Source organism: Sphingobium terrigena, from assembly GCF_003591655.1.
Taxonomy (GTDB): Bacteria; Pseudomonadota; Alphaproteobacteria; order Sphingomonadales; family Sphingomonadaceae; genus Sphingobium; species Sphingobium terrigena.
In genome coordinates this window covers 171167-187770 of sequence record NZ_QVRA01000003.1, presented here as the reverse complement: position 1 = coordinate 187770, position 16604 = coordinate 171167, and the positions used below count along the sequence as shown (strand labels likewise).

At 63.7% G+C, this 16604-nt stretch carries 13 protein-coding genes; 3 read left to right on the top strand and 10 right to left on the bottom strand.

Translation table 11 applies throughout. The features are described from left to right. A complete protein-coding gene (locus D0Z70_RS04830; RefSeq protein WP_119744307.1) occupies window positions 1-480 on the bottom strand; it encodes an Lrp/AsnC family transcriptional regulator in 480 nt (159 codons plus the stop codon). Window positions 481-579: 99 nt separating this feature from the next. Here D0Z70_RS04830 and putA point away from each other — a divergent pair, with 99 nt between their 5' ends. Continuing rightward, entirely contained in the window at window positions 580-4179 is a 3600-nt protein-coding gene (gene putA / locus D0Z70_RS04825) for a trifunctional transcriptional regulator/proline dehydrogenase/L-glutamate gamma-semialdehyde dehydrogenase (protein WP_119744437.1), read from the top strand. A gap of 225 nt (window positions 4180-4404) precedes the next feature. On the opposite strand, the gene D0Z70_RS04820 is transcribed toward putA, so the two are convergent. From D0Z70_RS04820 to D0Z70_RS04805, 4 genes are all read right to left on the bottom strand, one after another. Then, the gene (locus tag D0Z70_RS04820; RefSeq protein WP_119744306.1) at window positions 4405-6075 is read right to left on the bottom strand and encodes an MFS transporter; all 1671 of its coding nucleotides are present in this window, start codon (window positions 6073-6075) and stop codon (window positions 4405-4407) included. Between the two features lie 79 nt (window positions 6076-6154). Further along, window positions 6155-7159, bottom strand: coding sequence for an NADP-dependent oxidoreductase (locus D0Z70_RS04815; RefSeq protein WP_239018814.1), 1005 nt, complete (start codon window positions 7157-7159; stop codon window positions 6155-6157). An 8-nt stretch (window positions 7160-7167) separates the two neighbouring features. Continuing rightward, on the bottom strand, window positions 7168-7698 hold the full coding sequence (locus D0Z70_RS04810; RefSeq protein ID WP_119744304.1) for a nuclear transport factor 2 family protein: 531 nt from the start codon (window positions 7696-7698) through the stop codon (window positions 7168-7170). Then, window positions 7691-9004, bottom strand: coding sequence for an aromatic ring-hydroxylating oxygenase subunit alpha (locus tag D0Z70_RS04805; RefSeq protein WP_119744303.1), 1314 nt, complete (start codon window positions 9002-9004; stop codon window positions 7691-7693). Before D0Z70_RS04805 ends, D0Z70_RS04810 begins: the two co-directional genes overlap by 8 nt. Before the next feature lie 87 nt (window positions 9005-9091). On the opposite strand from D0Z70_RS04805, the gene D0Z70_RS04800 reads away from it, so the two are divergent. Together D0Z70_RS04800 and D0Z70_RS04795 are read left to right on the top strand one after the other, a co-directional pair. Further along, complete coding sequence (locus D0Z70_RS04800; RefSeq protein WP_182913838.1) at window positions 9092-9817, top strand: TetR/AcrR family transcriptional regulator; 726 nt, start codon at window positions 9092-9094, stop codon at window positions 9815-9817. A 256-nt stretch (window positions 9818-10073) separates the two neighbouring features. Further along, the gene (locus D0Z70_RS04795) at window positions 10074-10871 is read left to right on the top strand and encodes an SDR family NAD(P)-dependent oxidoreductase (RefSeq protein WP_119744301.1); all 798 of its coding nucleotides are present in this window, start codon (window positions 10074-10076) and stop codon (window positions 10869-10871) included. Window positions 10872-10925: 54 nt separating this feature from the next. Here D0Z70_RS04795 and D0Z70_RS04790 read toward each other — a convergent pair whose 3' ends face one another. From D0Z70_RS04790 to rpoD, 5 genes are all read right to left on the bottom strand, one after another. After that, on the bottom strand, window positions 10926-11945 hold the full coding sequence (locus D0Z70_RS04790) for a hypothetical protein (RefSeq protein ID WP_119744300.1): 1020 nt from the start codon (window positions 11943-11945) through the stop codon (window positions 10926-10928). Window positions 11946-12035: 90 nt separating this feature from the next. Then, window positions 12036-12449 carry a GFA family protein gene (locus D0Z70_RS04785; protein ID WP_119744299.1) on the bottom strand — a complete coding sequence of 138 codons (414 nt, stop codon included), beginning with the start codon at window positions 12447-12449 and terminating at the stop codon, window positions 12036-12038. A 2-nt stretch (window positions 12450-12451) separates the two neighbouring features. Next, a complete protein-coding gene (locus D0Z70_RS04780; protein ID WP_119744298.1) occupies window positions 12452-13297 on the bottom strand; it encodes an AAA family ATPase in 846 nt (281 codons plus the stop codon). An 85-nt stretch (window positions 13298-13382) separates the two neighbouring features. Then, window positions 13383-14063, bottom strand: coding sequence for a DUF6975 family protein (locus D0Z70_RS04775; RefSeq protein ID WP_119744297.1), 681 nt, complete (start codon window positions 14061-14063; stop codon window positions 13383-13385). 427 nt (window positions 14064-14490) lie between these two features. Next, the gene (gene rpoD, locus D0Z70_RS04770) at window positions 14491-16545 is read right to left on the bottom strand and encodes an RNA polymerase sigma factor RpoD (protein WP_119744296.1); all 2055 of its coding nucleotides are present in this window, start codon (window positions 16543-16545) and stop codon (window positions 14491-14493) included. Window positions 16546-16604 lie beyond the last annotated feature (59 nt).

Here is a 16604-nt window from a genome sequence, read left to right as displayed (position 1 = left end):
CTATTTCCGCCTGCCGCCTGCCTCCAGCACCGTTTCCATCGCCACGAAGGTCGATGTGCTGGCGACATGCGGCAGGCTGGAAATCTTCTCGCCCAGCACGGTGCGATAGCGCCTGATGTCCGCCGTCCGCACCTTGAGCAGATAGTCGAAACTGCTGGCGATCATGTGACATTCCTCGACTTCGGGGATACGTCGCACGGCGTCGTTGAATTCGGCCAACGCACTCTCGCGCGTGTCGGACAGCTTGACCTCGGCAAAGGCGACATGGTCCATCCCCAGCTTGGCCGGATCGACCATCGCCCGGAACCCCCGGATCACCCCGTTCTCCTGCAATCGCCGCAGCCGCATCTGGCAGGGCGTCTTGGACAGCCCGACCGCGACGGCCAGATCGGTGACGGTCATCCGCCCATCCTCCACCAGAGCGGCGATGATCTTGCGATCGAAATCATCCAGATCGACTGTTTGAGTCAATTTATCCATCCATATCACCTATGCAATGTCGATTAATAAGTCATAACATGGACCAAATGCCATCTTAAAAGACGGATCGACTTGCGCAAATGGGATATTCTGCGCGCCATGACCGCTCAGCTCCCCTTCGCCGCCTTCGCCCCCGCCATCCGGGCACAATCCCCCCTGCGTCAGGCGATCACCGCCGCCTGTCGCCGGGACGAGGCGGAGGCGCTTGCGCCCCTGATCGAAGCTGCGACCCTCCCCGACGAAACCCGCGCCGCCGCCCGCGAAACCGCCCGCATCCTCGTCACCGCGCTCCGCGCCAATCACAAGGGCAGCGGCGTTGAGGGGCTGGTACAGGAATATGCGCTCTCCAGTCAGGAGGGCGTCGCGCTGATGTGCCTCGCCGAAGCGCTGCTGCGCATCCCTGACGCGGCGACCCGCGACGCGCTGATCCGCGACAAGATCGCCGACGGCGACTGGGGATCGCATCTGGGCACCGACAAGTCGCTGTTCGTCAATGCCGCCACCTGGGGTCTGGTCGTCACCGGCAAGCTGGTCGGTAGCGTCGATGATCGTGGTCTTGGCGCAGCGCTCACCCGCCTCGTCGCCCGTGCTGGCGAACCTGTGATCCGGCGCGGCGTGGACCTCGCCATGCGGATGATGGGCGAACAGTTCGTCACCGGCGAAACCATCAAGGAAGCGCTCAAACGCGCCAAAGTCATGGAGGCCAAGGGCTTTGCCTACAGCTATGACATGCTGGGCGAAGCGGCCACCACCGCCGCCGACGCCACGCGCTATCATGCCGATTATGAGCAGGCGATCCACGCCATTGGCAAGGCATCGGCGGGACGCGGCATCTATGCCGGCCCCGGCATCTCGATCAAATTGTCCGCGCTCCACCCCCGCTACGCCCGCGCGCAGGCGGACCGGGTCATGGCCGAACTGCTGCCCCGCGTGCAGCAACTGGCTGCCTTCGCCAAACGCTATAATATCGGCTTCAACATCGACGCGGAGGAGGCCGACCGGCTCGAACTCTCGCTCGACCTGCTCGAAAGCCTCGCGCTCCATCCTGCGCTGATGGACTGGAATGGCCTCGGCTTTGTCGTGCAGGGCTATGGCAAACGCTGCCCCTTCGTCATCGACTGGATCGTCGATCTCGCCCGCCGCGCCGACCGGCGGATCATGGTGCGGCTGGTCAAGGGCGCCTATTGGGACGCGGAAATCAAGCGCGCGCAGGTCGATGGCCTGGCCGACTTCCCGGTCTATACCCGCAAGCTGCATACCGACATCGCCTATATCGCCTGCGCCCGCAAATTGCTCGCCGCGCCCGATGCAGTGTTCCCGCAATTCGCCACCCATAATGCCCAGACGCTGGCGACCATCTACCAGATGGCCGGCCCGGATTTCAGCATCGGTTCTTATGAATTTCAGTGCCTCCACGGCATGGGCGAACCGCTCTACGAACAGGTGGTGGGTGCTGACAAACTCAACCGCCCCTGCCGCATCTACGCGCCGGTCGGCACGCATGAGACATTGCTCGCCTATCTCGTCCGCCGCTTGCTGGAAAATGGCGCGAACAGCAGCTTCGTCAACCGCATCGCCGACCCCGCCGTGTCGGTCGAGGAGATGATCGCCGACCCGGTGGACATGGTCAAAGCCATGCCAAATCCCGGCGCGCATCATGATCTGATCGCGCTCCCCGCTGCGATCTACCCCGACCGCCGCAACGCCGCTGGCCTCGACCTGAGCGACGAAACCACGCTCGCCAGCCTGACCCAGGCGCTCCGGCACAGCGCCACGCTCGACTGGACCGCTGCGCCAGCAGGCGGGGCAGGGGAGGCGCGTCCCGTCCGCAACCCCGCCGACCATCGCGACAGTGTCGGCACCGTCATCGACGCCACGCCGCAAGAAGCCCAGACCGCCGCTGTCCGTGCAGCTGCCTCGTCATGGTCCAATACCCCAGTCGCCGACCGCGCCGCCGCGCTGGATCGCGCGGCTGACGCGATGCAGGCGCGGATGCCGATCCTGCTTGGCCTCATCGTCCGCGAGGCCGGCAAGTCCATCCCCAACGCCATCGCCGAAGTGCGCGAGGCAATCGATTTTCTGCGCTATTACGCGAGCCAAGCCCGCACCCGCTTTGGCCCGCAGCAGCAGGCGCTGGGCGTCGTCACCTGCATCAGCCCGTGGAACTTCCCGCTGGCCATCTTTACCGGGCAGGTCGCCGCTGCGCTCGTCGCGGGAAATGCCGTCCTCGCCAAACCTGCCGAGGAAACGCCGCTGATCGCGGCTGAAGCCGTCCGCCTGCTCCATGCCGCGGGCGTGCCCACCGACGCGCTCCATCTGGTCCCCGGCGATGGCAGCATCGGCGCGGCCCTCGTCGCCGCGCCGCAGACTGCCGCGGTCATGTTCACCGGCTCCACCGACGTCGCTCGCCTGATCCAGCGCCAGCTTGCCACCCGCCTGTCGCCCACCGGCCATCCCATCCCGCTGATCGCCGAAACCGGCGGCCAGAACGCCATGATCGTGGACAGCAGCGCGCTGGCCGAGCAAGTCGTCGCCGACGTCATCGCGTCCGCCTTCGACAGCGCAGGCCAGCGCTGCTCGGCGCTACGCGTCCTGTGCCTGCAGGAGGAAGTTGCCGACCGCACCCTGACGATGCTCAAGGGCGCGCTGGCGGAACTGCGCATCGGCCGCACCGACGCGCTCAAGGTCGATATCGGCCCGGTCATCACCGCAGAGGCGCAGGCTGGCATCACGTCCCATATCGACGCGATGCGCGCGCTGGGCCGCAAGGTCGAGCAACAGCCGCTCCCGCCCGAAACCAAGCACGGCACCTTCGTCGCACCGACCATCATCGAAATCGACAGCCTGACCGATCTGGACCGAGAGATTTTTGGCCCGGTCCTCCACGTCCTGCGCTTCAAACGCGACGGGCTCGATGCGCTCGTCGATGCGATCAACGCCACCGGCTACGGCCTGACCTTCGGTCTCCACACCCGCCTCGACGAAACCATCGCGCGGGTCACATCGCGGGTGAAGGTCGGCAATATCTATGTCAATCGCAACGTCATCGGCGCGATCGTCGGGGTCCAGCCTTTTGGCGGCTGCGGCCTGTCCGGCACTGGTCCCAAGGCTGGCGGCCCGCTCTATCTGGGGCGCCTCGTCACCACCCCGCCGGTCGGCGCGGCGCGGGTCACGTCGCTCATCTCCCCGCTCCACAGCTTTGCCGACTGGCTCGACGCGCAGGGGGAGGGGGATGCCGCTGCCGATGCCCGCCGCGCCGGCGACAGGTCCGCCCTGGGGCTTGAGCTGACGCTGCCCGGCCCGGTGGGGGAGCGCAATCTCTACACGCTCCACCCGCGCGGCACGATGCTGCTGCGCCCCACGACCCGCGCAGGCCTGTTCCGCCAGATGGCCGCGATCCTCGCCACCGGCAATGACGCGCTGGTGCAGGGCATGGCGCTGCCCCCCGGTCTGCCGACGGACGTCGCCGCCCGCTTCGCCATTCCCGCCAACACGCCCATAGCTGCCGTGCTGGTCGACAGTGACCCGGACATAGTCTCCGCCATGGTGCAGGACGTCGCCAACTGGCCCGGCCGCATTGTCCCGGTCCATGCGCCCGGACCGGACGGCTATTGCCTCGACTGGCTGATGGAGGAGGTCTCCACCTCCATCAACACCACCGCTGCGGGGGGCAATGCCAGCCTGATGATGATCGGCTGAGCAGTCGTTTCACTATGTCCGGCTTACTGTCTCATAACAAAAGGCGCTGATTGTGACTCCTCTCCCCTCCCCGGCGGGGAGGGTTGATTGGAGTCACGTGCCTCCAATCAAGGGGAGGGGGAGCGAGGCGAAGCCGCGCGTCCACGCTCGCGGCAGTACACCCCCACCCAACCTCCCCCTCAAGGGGGAGGAGATAGAGTAGGTCACGATCAACGCATCTTGGTATCACTCGTCGATATTGCGCCGGAATGTTTCGGGCAGGAACAGCAGCCCGACCACCACCGTCGCCGCCGCGATCAGCACCGGATACCAGAGGCCGTAATAGATATTGCCGGTCGCCGCGACCATCGCAAAGGCTGTCGTTGGCAGGAAGCCGCCAAACCAGCCATTGCCGATATGATAGGGCAGCGACATCGACGTGTAGCGGATCCGGCTGGGGAACAACTCGACCAGCATCGCGGCGATCGGCCCATACACCATCGTCACCAGCATCGCGAGCGCCCACAGGATCGCGACCACCGCGACCTTGTCGATCTGTGCGCTGTCGGCCTTGGCGGGATAGCCAGCCTGCGCCAGACCGTCTTTCAACGCATCCTGAAAGCCAGCAATCGCCGCTTTCTTGTCAGGACCAGCCAGCGTGGCCGCATCGGGCGCGGCAAAGCTGGCGCTGCCCACCTTCACTACAGCCGGGCTGCCCGCTGCCGCCTCGACATTGGCGTAGCTCACCCCCGTCTTGGCCATATAGGCCTTGGCGACGTCGCAGCTGGTCCGGTCAAACTGGTTCTTGCCGACCGGATCGAACTGGAATGAACATTCTGGCCCATAAGCGATGATCGTTACCGGTGCCGCCGCCTGCGCCGCCGCCAGCGCCGGATTGGCAGCGCTCGTCAGCGCCCCGAACAGCGGGAAATAGCTGATCGCCGCCAATGCGCAGCCGCCCAATATGATCGGCTTGCGCCCGATCTTGTCGCTGAGCCAGCCAAAGAACACGAAGAACGGGGTCGCCAGCGCCAGCGCGATCGCGATCAGGATATTGGCCGTTGCGCCATCCACCCGCAGCGTCTTTTCCAGAAAGAAGAGCGCGTAGAATTGCCCGGCATACCAGACCACCGCCTGCCCCATCACCGCGCCCAGCAGCGCGATGATGACCCAGCGCAGATTGCCCCATTGACCGAACGCTTCGGTCAGCGGCGCCTTCGACACCGTGCCTTCATCCTTCATTTTCTGAAAGACCGGGCTTTCATTGAGCTGCAAGCGAATCCACATCGACACGCCCAGCAGCAGGATAGAAATCAGGAAAGGCAGCCGCCAGCCCCAGGCGGCAAACGCCTCTTCACCCAGCGCGAAACGGAATCCGATCACCACCAGCAGCGCGGCAAACAGGCCGAAGGTCGCGGTCGTCTGTATCCAGCTGGTATAGAGGCCGCGCTTCCCCTCCGGCGCATGTTCGGCCACATAGGTCGCCGCCCCGCCATATTCGCCGCCCAGCGCCAGCCCCTGCGCCAGCCGCATGATCAGCAGGATGATCGGCGCAGCCACGCCAATGCTGGCATAGCTTGGCAACAGCCCGACCGCGAAGGTCGACAGGCCCATGATCCCCATCGTCACCAGAAATGTATTCTTGCGCCCGACCATGTCGCCGATCCGCCCGAACACGATCGCCCCGAACGGCCGCACGGCAAAGCCCGCCGCAAAGGCTGCCAGCGCAAAGATGAACCCGGTCGTCTCGTTCACGCCGGAAAAGAATTGCGCCGAAATATAGGTGGCCAGCAACCCGTAAAGGTAGAAATCATACCATTCGAACACCGTCCCCAGCGAGGAGGCGGCTATGACCAGCCTCTCATTCTGGGTCGCGCCATGATGTTTGGGCAGGCCGTCCTCTATGCCGGTCGCCATGACCCATTCTCCCCCTGAACTCTCTATCAGTCCAGCATGGCGACAGTCGGCGCGCAAATCCAGTCGCTTGATGGTTCCGTCAGGCGAGTTTCAGGATCATCTTTCCTTCATTGCTGCCATCGAACAATCGCATGAAGGCGGGATAGGCGCGGTCGATCCCCTCCTCGATATGCTCGTCAAAGACCAGCTTGCCCTGCGCGATCAGCGCCGCGATGGCGCGGCTGCCTTCGGGGAAGCGATCGACAAATTCCATCAGCAGATAGCCGCGCATCGTCGCGCTCTTGACGATCAACTGCCAGATATTGCGCGCACCCTGCGGGTCGCCATTATATTCGGCGATCAGCCCGCACAGGATGATCTGCGCTTGCGTATTGATATGCAGCAGCGTCGCGTCGAGGCAGGTGCCGCCGACATTCTCATAGACATGGTCGATCCCCTGCGGGCAGGCCGCCCCAATGTCCGCCGCCAGCGCCGCGACGTCCTTGCCGCGATAGTCGATCGCGGCGTCAAAGCCATATTGGTCGATCAGCCTGGCGCATTTCGCCGCGCCCCCGGCAATGCCGACCACCCGCGCGCCCTGCAATTTCGCCAGCTGCCCGACCATGGAACCGACCGCGCCCGCCGCGCCGCTGACCAGCACGGTCTGGCCCGCCTTGGGCTTCATAATCTCGCTGACCCCGAACCAGGCGGTCAGCCCGACCGCGCCCATGGACGACAGGTAACTGGTCACTGATGGGGCCAGCGACACGTCGATCGGGTGCATGAAATCGTCCGGCGTCACGACGCTATAGTGCTCGATCCGGTTCAACCCCATCACCCAGTCGCCGGGCGCAAAGCGATCGACATGGCTCGCCTCGACCGTGCCGATGGTCGACGCCCGCACCGCGTCCCCCAGCGCCACTGGCGGCAAATAGCTTGGCGCATCGTCCAGCCAGCCGCGAATGGCCGGGTCGAGCGAGGCATAATGGTTGCGGATGACGATCTGGCCGCGGCCGGGCGCGGGCAGGGGGCTATCCTCCAGTCGGAAATCGCTTTCCTGCGGCAGCCCGGCCGGCCGCGCCGCCAGTATGAAACGGCGGTTCATGGTGGCACTCATTGACCCGGTCCTTTCCAAAGATCATGCACGGGATCGTCCGCCCCCTGCGCGCCGCGCAACGGATAGGGCGCGCGCAGCATATCGTCCGGCCCGCCCGACGGCTGGTGGATCGCCCAGTCGCTGACATAGCGGCGCGCGCTGAATTTCCACACGCCGTCCCGCCGCGCAAAGCGATCGAGATAGCGCCCGCCCGACAGCATCTGCACCGACCGATCCGCCTCTTGGCGCGGTGTCGCCACCCCGAACACATAGGATTCGCCGACCGCCTCCTCGCCATCGACCCGGAACCACTGGTTGGTGGTCATATGCGATGTCTGGTGAAAGGCGGACTGGACGATGGCGCAAATCTCCACGGCAAAATCCGCTCCGCTGCCATTGAACACGCCGCTTTCCACGATGCTGTCCTCATGAAAGATCGACCGGAGCAGCGCCACATCGGCGCGATCCACGCCCCGGCAATAGGCCATGGTCAGCTCGGCCAATTGCTGCTTGGCGATCAGCACCGCGACACCGCCCGCCTCAGTCATGGATGCCGCACAGATCGTTCAGCCGCTCATGGAACATCTGCACCCGCTTTTCCTGCCCCGCCAGCATACCGCCGGTATAGCCGCGCGAATGAAGCCCCTGCTGCTGGCCGATCGCCACGCTCATATCCTGATCGGCGACATCACCCAGCGTTTTGGTGCCAAACACCACCGTCTCGCGCTCCACCTGCTCGAACGGCGTTGGTCCCATCGGTCCGAACACGACATCGCTGCCGGGGATTTCATGCGCCATGAACCAATGGTCGAAAATGCAGCGTTCCGGGTCGGTCGGGTGGGGTTCCGACCGCAACAACTGGAACCCGTCCGGCCACATGGTCAGGGTGATGTTGGGGAACAGGGTATAATGGTGATAGTCGATAATCTCGCTGTCGCCCATTTGCGCATAATGGGCATAGCCCTTCGCCGCGCCCAGCTTGCGCTTCTGCGCCAATATCGCCTCGCGCGCCTCGCTGGCGCGGCCTTCGAAATCCCTGGGGTCCAGCTCCCAATAGTCCAGCGCCTGCGCCAGCGGCATTTCCAATATGTCAGCGGTCGGATAGCGGCCCGATGGCTTCAAGCCCCGCATCACCATGCAATTATGGCCTTCAGGGTTCATCTCGAAAATGGTGCCGTCCAGCGCATCGTCGATCGACCCGGCAATTTGCGGGTGGAGCGTGGGCAGGTGATAGCTTTCGTTGAAATTGTCGCGGATGATCTTCCAGTTGCACGGCACGTCGGATTTGAGCGCCATCACCCGCGTCATCTTGTCCATCTGCCACTGTTCCAGCTGCTTGCCCGCCGCGCCCAGCCATTCGCTTAACGGGGCCGCGTCGCGATCCATGGTGAACCAGACGAACCCGCCCCACACCGTGCAGGGAATTTCCTCCAGCTTCACCTTGCCGCAGGGCGAACCGCCCGGAAAATCATCCGGGTCCTGCACATGGGCCAGCGTGCCGTCGGGCGCATATTTCCAGCCATGATAGCCGCAGGTCAGCAGCGGCGCGCCGCCCACTTCCGTCCAGGCCAGCCGGTAGCCGCGATGCTTGCAGGCATTGTAAAAGGCTTTGACCGACCCATCCTCCTGACAGAGCATCACGATCGATTCCCGCCCGATCGCATGGGTCAGGAAATCGCCCGCTTCCTCCAGATCGGCCGCCATGCCGCCAATATGCCAGGCCTTGGTCCAGACATGCCGCCATTCCGCATCCGCCCAGCGCTGCGCATGATAGCGTTCGCCGGTAATGGGGTCGCCGCGGACGGGCGGATCATAGTCCGCGATTGCGCGACCCAGAAAGGATTCCACCGTCATGACACGCCTCTCATTCATTATTTGAACGATCGACTAAACATATCGGCGCGACTTGTCGCCTGTCAATTCGTCGGGCATAGGTCTGAAATGGGCGGAAATACGTTAAAACTAGCGGAAACGTCAGGTGCCGAAACAGGCACAAAGGCGACGCCAAAGCCCGACCGCCGCCGTGCGCCGGAGACCGCAGCCCGCATCCTCGACGCCGCCGAGTCGCTCTTTTCGCAGCGCGGTTTCTACGGTGTCTCGCTGCGCGACATCGCGACCGAGGCGGGGGTTCAGGTCGCATTGACCCATTATCATTTCGGGTCGAAGGACGATCTGTTCCGCGCCGTGATAGACCGCCGGGCGGATGAACATGCCGACGGCATGACCCAGACACTCGCGCAGGCGGTGATGCTGGATGGCAGCCGTGCCGACCGCCGGCGCGCCATCATCCGCGCCTTCATCACCCCGATCGTCGATCGATCGATGCGCGGCGGGCCGGGATGGAAAAATTATATCCGGCTGATGGCCCTTGTCGCAAACCTGCCGCAGGGGGAGGCGTTTGTTTCCCCCTTCCGCCAGCATTTCGACGATCTGATCGCGGCCTATGTCCACGCGCTGCACGCGCTCCACCCGGAAATGGATGAAGGCGACGTCCATTGGTGCTTCTTCTTCTTTCAGGCGATGACCACGCATATATTGGTCGAAAGCGGGATGCTCGACCGGCAATCGGGCGGCCGTTTCAGCTCCAGCGATCTGGACGCCATGGTCGACCGGCTGGTCGATTTCGTCGCGGCGGGCTTCACAGGGCTGGGCGCGGAGGCGGACTGATCCCGCCCGCCTAGGGCCGATCGACATTCAGATGATGACGTGCCGAAAATGGTCGTTTTCCGTGACCCTTGAAACGAGTCACGTGCCTCGTTTCAACGCAGCCTACTAAAAGTAGGTGAGCACCGGAAGCGCGGAAAACGGCCATTTGCAGGCCGTCAGGGCTGAATGTCGATTGGGCCTAGCACAAAGCCGAGTTGGCCCCCCGCGTTAATCCCTTCATCCCGGCAACAAAGAAGCTGTGTTGAGGGAGGATGATATGGCGCGTCTGCAAGGCAAGACGGCATTGGTGGTCGGCGCGGCTGGCAAGGATAATATGGGCCAGACCATCGCCCGCCGCTTCGCTGCCGAAGGCGCGCGCGTCGCCCTTGCCGGGCGCAGGATCGACGCCATGCAGACGCTGGCTGACGAGATTGGCGGCATCGCCATTCCCGGCGACATGACCGATCGCGCCAGCATCTTTGCCATGGTCGATGCCGCCGAACAGGCGCTGGGCGAGCTGGACATTGCCGTCAACGCCACCGGCTGGGGGCTGCTCAAGCCATTCCTTGAAACGACGCAGGACGAACTGGACGCCATGTATGCGCTGCAACTGCGCGGCCCGTTCCAGCTGGCGCAAGCGCTGATTCCGGCGATGGAGCGGCGCGGCGGCGGGTCGATCATCCAGATCAGCTCCGCCACCGCGACGATCATGTTCCACGATCATGCCGCCTATATGGCGACCAAGGCCGGGACCGATCATATGATCCGCACCGTCGCCAATGAATTTGGCCATCTGGGCATCCGCGCCAACAGCGTGTCGCCCGGCCTGACCGAAACCCCGATGACCGCGGACGCCGCCGCGGTGCCGGGCCTGATGGAGGCGTTCAAAAAAGGCTATCCACTGGGGCGCTACGGAACGTCGGCAGATATCGCGGCCAGCTGCGTATTCCTGGCCAGCGACGAATGTTTCATGACCGGCCAGAATCTTCAGGTGAGCGGTGGCCTGACCCTGCGCGCCAATCCGAGCAAGGCGGATATAGAGGCATCGGTCGCCGCCGCCATGGCCGCGGGGTGAGGCGCAACCCGATCGCCATGGCATCGGGCATCATGCCCGAAGCGGCGCCAAGCGTCAGTGCCGTACCATCGTGACGACGCCATTGGCGGCATAGGCAGCGGTCGCCTCGGCCTTGGCGGTCTGCGGGTCTTTGCCGTCCAGAATCGCGGCGATCTGGCGCGGGCTGGGAACGCGATCATAGACGCCATAAAGGTCGGTCTGCCCGACCATATGGATCGACAGCTTATAGCCCTTGCCCTGCACCGCCGGATCGAACGCCAGCACGGTGCCGCTGTCATCCACCGGAACGATGATCGCGCCGTCGCTCCGCCCGGCCTGCTGGAGCATGTCATAACTACCATCGGCGGTGGTCACCGTGCCGCGCACGCACAGCGCATCCTTGCCCTCGCGCGGGATGCGCACATCCTGCGGGGCGGCCATCATGGTATCGTCCTTCGTAAAGCGCGCATCATGGATGTCGGCTGCGAGACAGCTATCGAACTTGGCAGGGCCGGTCGCGTGCAACGACGCCGGATCATCCAGGGCCAGCCCCGCCAGCATCCCGTCCAGCCCCGCCAGCACGTCAGCCCGGCGTTCGGTCGGCCCGGTGACGCGGATTTTGACGATCCAGCGCCCGGCATGGACGAAGCCTGCCGCCGTCGTCAGCGCGCCATCGGCGGCATCGTCATAGACCGCGCGGATCGCGCTGTCGGCCTTGCCCGCCACTGGCGCGCTGGCATAGGCGGTGCGCCGCGTGCGCGATCCGAACCGCTCCATGATCGCCTTGTCAGTCATATAGGCGGCCAGCGATGCGTCGGCATAGGTTGGCAGATAGACGTAGAGCGTCGCCTGGATCGCGCCATCTTCCGACAGATATTGCGCATAATTGTCCACCGCGCGCCCGCCGTTTGAGGCCTCGCCGCTCTTGGTCAGCGACAGGCTGGCGATCGTCTGCGGCAGGCTGATGCCGGCCGTGGCGGCACGGATCGCGGTCTCGGTAGGCGTCCAGGCCTCGGCGTCGTCCGCAGCATAGGCGCACATGGGTGCGGCCAGGGACAGGATCGCAGAAACCAGGAATAACGCGCGCTTCGGCATGGCATCCCTCTCCAGAACAGACCATCTTGGCGCGGCCTTGAACTATGACAGAGACGCTACAGACAAAGCGCGTGCGCGCAAGAGCCTAATTCAGGCGACAGGCGGGATTTGCGCCGGATAGTGCGGCAGGTCGGGATCATGATGCGCCCAGGCGGGGGCCGCTTCGGTCCAGATCACCGCCTGCGGCCCGATCAGCGCGGGATTATCGAGCGCACCGGCACGAATGAAGGTCAGATGCGGGCGCGATTCGGCCATGCTGAATAGTGGCGTGCCACAGGTCGGGCAGAAGCCCCGCTTCATCGCATTGCCGCTGTCAGCGATACTGTCATGCCAGCGGACTTCACCGTTTGTGGTGACATGCTCGCTGGGGAAGCAGACATTCACCGTGCCCGATCCCGCACCCAGATATTGGCACAGGCGGCACCAGCATTGGCGCGCCGCCATCGGTTCCGCGTCGATCGCGATGCGGACGGCGCCGCACAGGCATCCGCCTTCATGCGCCATCGTCAGCGCCCCTGACGCCGCGCCATGAAGGCCAGCCGCTCGAACATCATCACATCCTGCTCATTTTTGAGCAGCGCGCCATGCAGCGGCGGGATCGCCTTGGTCGGGTCGCTATTCTGAAGGACGTCGAGCGGCATATCTTCATTCAGCAGCAGCTTGAGCCAGTCGAGCAACTCGCTGGTGCTGGGTTTTTTCTTCAGGCCCGGCACATCGCGTATCTCGTAGAAAATATCCATCGCCTTGGACACCAGGATTTTCTGGATGCCAGGGAAATGCACGTCGACAATCGCCTGCATCGTCTCGCGATCGGGGAATTTGATATAGTGGAAGAAGCAGCGGCGCAGGAAGGCGTCGGGCAATTCCTTCTCATTGTTCGACGTGATGATGACGATCGGCCGGTCCTTCGCCGCGATCGTCTCGCCCGTCTCGTAAACATGGAAGGCCATGCGATCGAGTTCCTGCAACAGGTCGTTGGGAAATTCGATATCGGCCTTGTCGATCTCGTCGATCAGCAGCACGGGAAGGGTGGGGCAGGTGAACGCCTCCCACAGCTTGCCCTTGCGGATATAGTTGGAAATGTCGTGGACGCGCTCATCGCCCAACTGGCCATCGCGCAGCCGGGCGACAGCGTCATATTCATACAGGCCCTGATGTGCCTTGGTCGTGGACTTGACGTTCCATTCGATCAGCGGCGCGCCGAGCGCGGTCGCAATCTCCTGCGCCAGCACGGTCTTGCCGGTCCCCGGCTCCCCCTTCACCAGCAGCGGGCGGCGCAGCAGTACCGCGGCATTGACCGCGACCTTTAGGTCGTCGGTAGCGACATAATCCTGGGTGCCTTCAAAACGCATATTTCTGGTCCGCCTTGCTGTCCTGCTTTCGGACTAGGCAAAGCGGGGCAGGGACGCAAGCCGTGCTGGCGTTATCGGTAAGGGATCAGAGCTGGCGTGCGCGCACGTCGGCGCGGGCGGCGAGCAGATCCCACAGGCCGCGATGCTGGTTCAGCAACTGGCGCGCGCCAAACTGGATCGCCCGGTCCACCACATCATCGCCGCCGATCGCACGCGCGACCTCCAGCGTGGCGGCGCGGTCGGGCAGGGTGCAGCGATGCGGCTCCAGCCCCGCGCGGATCGCCGCCATGTCCAGGATATGGCGCACCGCGCGCCAGTCCAGCACCAGCGCCATCGCCGCGCCCATGGCGCAACCGCGCCGGTCGGACTGGGCGAGCATGTCGAGCGCATGGCGTTGCTGACCGACGGTGGTTTCGCAATCGGCCTGGCCCGCCGTGCTGGGGGCAGGGCCGACGGCGACGGAAACCTGGGTCAGATAGGCACGTTCGGTGGCAAAGGAATCGGCGGCCTCGATCAGCCAGGCACGGGCGGCATTGTCGGCCGATCGCGTCGCGGCATGATCAATCACGCCGGGATGGCGGCCATGAAGCAGGCAAAGATAATAAGCGCCATCGGCAAGGTCGCCCAGCGAGAGCAGCGAATCGCGCGCCACGCTGGCACCGGCCCGGTTGGCATAGGCATGGGCCGCCGTGCCATCGGCAGCGACCAGCGCCTCCAATATCCGCGATATGTCGCCAAATTGATAGCGTGGTGCCGCTTCGCTCATATGCCATTCCCTGTCAGCCCCGGTCCGCCAGCGGGGATTTGACGGTCAAGCTAGGGTAACGGGGTAAAGGAGCGGTTTACGGACGAGAAAAAAGGGCGATCATGATCTTTGCAAGCCCAGCGCCGAAACTCCTCACCTGTTAGAGGGCATCATTGCGAAACTCATGACCTACCCATTTTCACGTCATCCCCGCGCAGGCGGGGATCCATCTCCGGACCTAAAATCAAGATGATAAGTTGGGAGATGGATTCCCGCCTGCGCGGGAATGACGATAATTTGTGCGCTATCCGCATTTTGCAACGATCCTCTGCCAACGAGGGATGCGCGTTGTTCAACACGCCAATATTGGGTTGGCAAACGACATGATCGCCATAAAAAAGGGCGGCCCAACCAGACCGCCCTTTGATACTCTCCGACAAACAGCAGCTTACTGGTCTAGGAAACTGCGCATCTTGCGGCTGCGGCTCGGATGCTTGAGCTTGCGCAGCGCCTTGGCCTCGATCTGGCGGATGCGTTCGCGGGTCACGCTGAACTGCTGGCCCACTTCCTCCAGCGTATGGTCGGTGTTCATGCCGATGCCAAAGCGCATCCGCAGCACGCGCTCCTCACGCGGCGTCAGCGACGCCAGCACGCGGGTGACGGTTTCCTTGAGGTTCGCCTGAATCGCGGCATCCACCGGGATGATCGCATTCTTGTCCTCGATGAAGTCGCCCAAGTGCGAATCTTCCTCGTCGCCGATCGGCGTTTCGAGGGAGATCGGCTCCTTGGCGATCTTCATCACCTTGCGCACCTTTTCCAGCGGCATGGAGAGGCGCTCGGCCATCTCCTCCGGGGTCGGTTCGCGGCCCTGCTCGTGCAGGAACTGGCGGCTGGTGCGCACCAGCTTGTTGATCGTTTCGATCATATGGACCGGGATACGGATGGTCCGCGCCTGATCCGCGATCGATCGGGTGATCGCCTGCCGGATCCACCAGGTCGCATAGGTGCTGAACTTGTAACCGCGGCGATATTCGAACTTGTCGACCGCCTTCATCAGGCCGATATTGCCTTCCTGAATAAGATCAAGGAATTGCAGGCCGCGGTTCGTATATTTTTTAGCGATGGAGATGACCAGGCGCAGGTTCGCCTCGACCATTTCCTTCTTGGCGATCCGTGCCTCACGCTCGCCCTTCTGCACCATGTTGACGATGCGGCGGAATTCGCTGAGCGACATGCCGGTCGCCTGCGCGATTTCGCTGACTTCAGTGCGGATGCGTTCCACCGCGCGCCCTTCGGCAGCGACGAAGGCGGTCCATTTCTTGTCCAGGCCCGCGACCCGGTCCATCCAGCCATCGTCCAGCTCATGGTTCACATAGCGGTCGAGGAAGTCCTTGCGCGGCACCTTGTGCCGTTCGGCCAGACGCAGCATCTGCCCGCCCAGCGCGGTCAGGCGCCGGTTATAGGCATAGAGCTGATCGACCAGATATTCGATCTTCTGCTGGTGGAACTGCACGCTTTCGACCTGCGCGGTCAGGCTTTCGCGCAGCTCGTGATAGCTGTCCTCTTGCGCCTGGCTCAGCGCGTCGCCATTGCCCATGGCCAACATGCGCGCGGCCTGGATGCTCGAAAAGGCGCGGAAAATCTCCGTGATGGTCGCAAACTTCTCCAGCGCCATCGGCTTGAGCGTTTCTTCCATCTGGGCAAGGGAGAGGGTGTTATCCTCTTCCTCTTCCTCTTCGACCCGGCGGGGGCGGCGTTCGTTGCCGTCCTCATCCTCGTCGGCGTCGGCGGACTCCTCTTCAGGCTCCTCCTCTTCCTTGAAGCTGGGACCGGCGGTCTTTTCGCTTATCTCGCCATCATCATCCTCGGCGCCTTCCTCCAGGCTCTCCGGGGCAGGGTCCTTGGACAGCATCGCGTCGAGATCGAGAATCTCGCGCAGCTGCATTTCGCCATTGTTGAGCGCGGTCGACCATTCGATGATTGCGTTGAAAGTCGTCGGGCTTTCGCACAGCCCCAGGATCATGGTGTCGCGGCCAGCCTCGATCCGCTTGGCGATGGCGATTTCGCCCTCACGGCTGAGCAATTCCACCGCGCCCATTTCGCGCAGATACATGCGAACGGGATCGTCGGTGCGATCGACCGTTTCCTTCTTCTTCTCGGTGATCAGCCGGGGCGAGCCGTCATCCTCTTCCGCCGCCTCATTGGCGTCGTCATTATCATCCTCGCGCTGCTGGTCCTCACCATCCTCGCTGGCTTCTTCATTTTCGACGATGTTGACGCCCATGTCGTTGAGCGCGGACATGACATCCTCGATCTGCTCGGAGGACATCTGGTCCTGCGGCAGGGCGTTGTTCAGCTCGTCATAGGTGATGTAGCCGCGCTTCTTGGCACGGGCGAGCAGCTTCTTGACCGAGGCTTCGTTGAGGTCGAGCAGGGGGGCATCGCCGCCTTCATCCCCGCCATCGCCCGCACCCGCACTTTTGCTGTTAGCCTTGGTCGCCATCTATTCGCCTTAACTCCGCCGCCCCCTCTTGCGGGAGCGATCATATAAATCCCTCGTTC